1 protein-coding gene is annotated in these 2,760 nt (G+C 41.6%); it reads right to left on the bottom strand.

Features of this window, described 5'->3' with window-relative positions:
• Positions 1-194: 194 nt before the first annotated feature.
• Positions 195-2,618: an immune inhibitor A domain-containing protein gene (locus tag V7266_RS27125; protein ID WP_335472328.1), complete on the bottom strand. Its 2,424-nt coding sequence runs from the start codon at positions 2,616-2,618 to the stop codon at positions 195-197.
• Positions 2,619-2,760 lie beyond the last annotated feature (142 nt).

Below are 2,760 nucleotides of genomic sequence, written 5' to 3'. Positions count from 1 at the left end.
TCGTGGGTTGAGACTCGCTCTTATCTGTCGTAGCTCTCCTATCTTTGAGCCTTCAGGGGTTAGGAACAGGTCTAAACTGTCATACCTCTCAAATCTCTTTTCTACTCCATTAGCACCACCGTATTAGAGCAGCATTTGAAATAACTATATATGTAAAAGAGACATCGGGAAATCCCAATGTCTCTTTCTTTTCCTTATTTGTGAATCCAAACGGCACCAGCAGAGTTGTCTTTTGCTTCGCCGATGACTTGGACCTTAATAGGATACTGTGCAGGAACCTTAACTCCGGCATCAGGAATAACCGTATTGCTATAAGATTTTGTAGAATCAAAATCGGTTACACCTGGAAGACCTTTGTAATCATAGATTCCGCGTGTTGGTGTATCAGTACTCCATGCAGGTGACTTGTCTAATGAGAAAGCAGCATCCGCCACTTGGTAGCGAGTTGTTTGAGCAATAGAGTCAACTCCATTTAGTTTAAACACAAGTGCTTCAGGGTGAGAGTCTACTACGCTTAGGAAGCCTTCACCTGGGTGAACGCCGCCCCAGTTGTCTGTAAAGGTATCGTCACCATACCAAACTACTAAACCAGTATTATATTTTGATCCTCGAGAGAATTGTAGAGCTGTATCAGAACCAGCGTAGTTTCTCCACTCTAGGTAATAGTAATGAGGTTTTTTGATCCAGCCATCAGATACTTCAAAGCCATTTAATGTAACTTGTGGTGTACCTTCTGCATCGTCAGTGAATGTAACTTTACCATCTACATTTAATGAAAGGTTATCAAGCGCAAAACCGTTTGGAGCAAGACCGCCATCGGTAACATAATTGAATTCAAGTTTCACTTTCTGGCCTGCGAATTGACTTAAATCAAGTGATTTGTCTACCCAGTTTCCTTGTGAAGAATCTAGGCCGCCTGCTGTATTTTCATCCCCAATAGTATCAAGAAGTGTGCTCTGACCGTCTTCTGTTACTGCATTAACCTCCAAATAGTCATAGTCGAATTCAACCTCGTACCACTGCTTGTAATTAAATTGCGCAGAAGTGGCATTTGTTAAATCAAACATAGGGGTTTCAAGTACTGTATTTAGGTTATCGCCTTTTGTACTATAATAGTATTTTGTACCAAATTCAGGTGCAATACCTGGAACCTTTTTCTCAGGTAGGTTTACCTTAACGATTCCAGGATTGTTTGATTTTGTAACACTTTGATCAATAGTGGCAGCAAGCCCATTTTTATCGATATCTTCATAGTTTACTTCAGAAATATTAGCCCAGTTGCCACCGATTGTTTTTTGATAGAATTCTTTCACTTGCGGGGAGAAGCTTGGCGGTTGCGTACCAGCAATATGACCGCTCCAGCTGCCGCCGCTCATGATGGACCATTGGGCAACAGTATCACCATTTCCAGTGTATTGAGTATCATACTCATCCGGAGCCCCTAAGTCATGCCCATATTCGTGCGCGAACACACCGACCGCTCCATCTTCCGGCTCAACTGTATAGTCGTAGGCAGCCATTTTTCCTCCCCAGTAATCGACTGAAGCTGTTGTATTGGCAACAGGATAAACGCCATTTAATGTCCAGCGATGCGACCAGATTGCATCATCACCAAGCGCTCCGCCTCCTGCTTCTTGACCAACACCTGCATGAATGACCATCAAGTGGTCAACCAAGCCGTCTGGTTCGTTAATATTTCCATCTCCATCCATATCATAGATATCTAAGTTATCAAAGTCTGATAAGTTTATTCCAGCTGCAACAGCGGCATTTAAGGAATCCTTAATAAGTCCGCGCGGTCCTTTTGTACCTGGCTTATTATCGTTCCCACCTGCCGGGTTATCGCTGCCGTAATCGGCCGCATTTCCCGGTACAGTCAGCCAATCTGAAACTGTTCCGTCAACCGTATAACTTCCGCCAGATTGCTCTTCATAATATTGTTTAAACGTTTTTACCTTATCACCATTGAAAAGGGTAAAATCTTGATCGCCAAATAACATTTTTTGATAATGTTCTTTACTGAAGTCATTGGCATACATATAGCCAGGTTCTTGCTCAACATTGTTGTGTTTAAAGTCTTTATACTCTACTAAAAGAACTAGTACTTCATCTTTTCGAACATCTCCGTTATAAGCAGCCTGTTTCGCAGAATCTACTTTAACTGCCCCATTTGGCTTGCCCTTTTTAAAGTTTTCATGACCTTTGGCTAGCTGCTTAGCAAGCTTGTCTTTTTGTTTAGTAAGAAAGTCTTTTGATTTTTTGTCCATTTCCTGTTGTTCCGTAGTTTGACCCTTTTCTGCCTTACCTGGTTTTTGGCCCTGTTTTTTCTCTATGTAGGCCTTTGCTGCTTTTGTGATTTCTTCAGGTGTTGCATTCTTTGCAATGAGCCCTCTTTTTTGAAGCGCTTTACCTAGGCGATCCATATCGACTACATTCAAATCCATTGGTGCCGATGAGACGGTTGTTGCAGCTGATGCCGGTTTAGGTGCGACCGTACTTCCAGCAAAAGCCCCTGCGAACATGGTCGTAGCTACCATTGTACTAGCAGCAAGGCTGGATAAGACCTTTAAGGTATTTTTCTTCTTCACCTGTTTATTCCCCCCAATTATATAGTGCATTGTTCTACTAGAAGAACAGTGCCCTACCATTTTATCAGACTAGTATAAATATTGTAAATAATGGGAATATAGTGATAATTTACTATGGAAAAGTAGATATTTAAACCTACAACGCTATAACTAGTTTTATAATATAGACACT

The organism is Neobacillus drentensis, assembly GCF_036965645.1.
Classification (GTDB): domain Bacteria; phylum Bacillota; class Bacilli; order Bacillales; family Cytobacillaceae; genus Neobacillus; species Neobacillus drentensis_D.
Note: the sequence above shows the minus strand (reverse complement) of the source record. Positions and strands in the feature narration are given on the sequence as shown.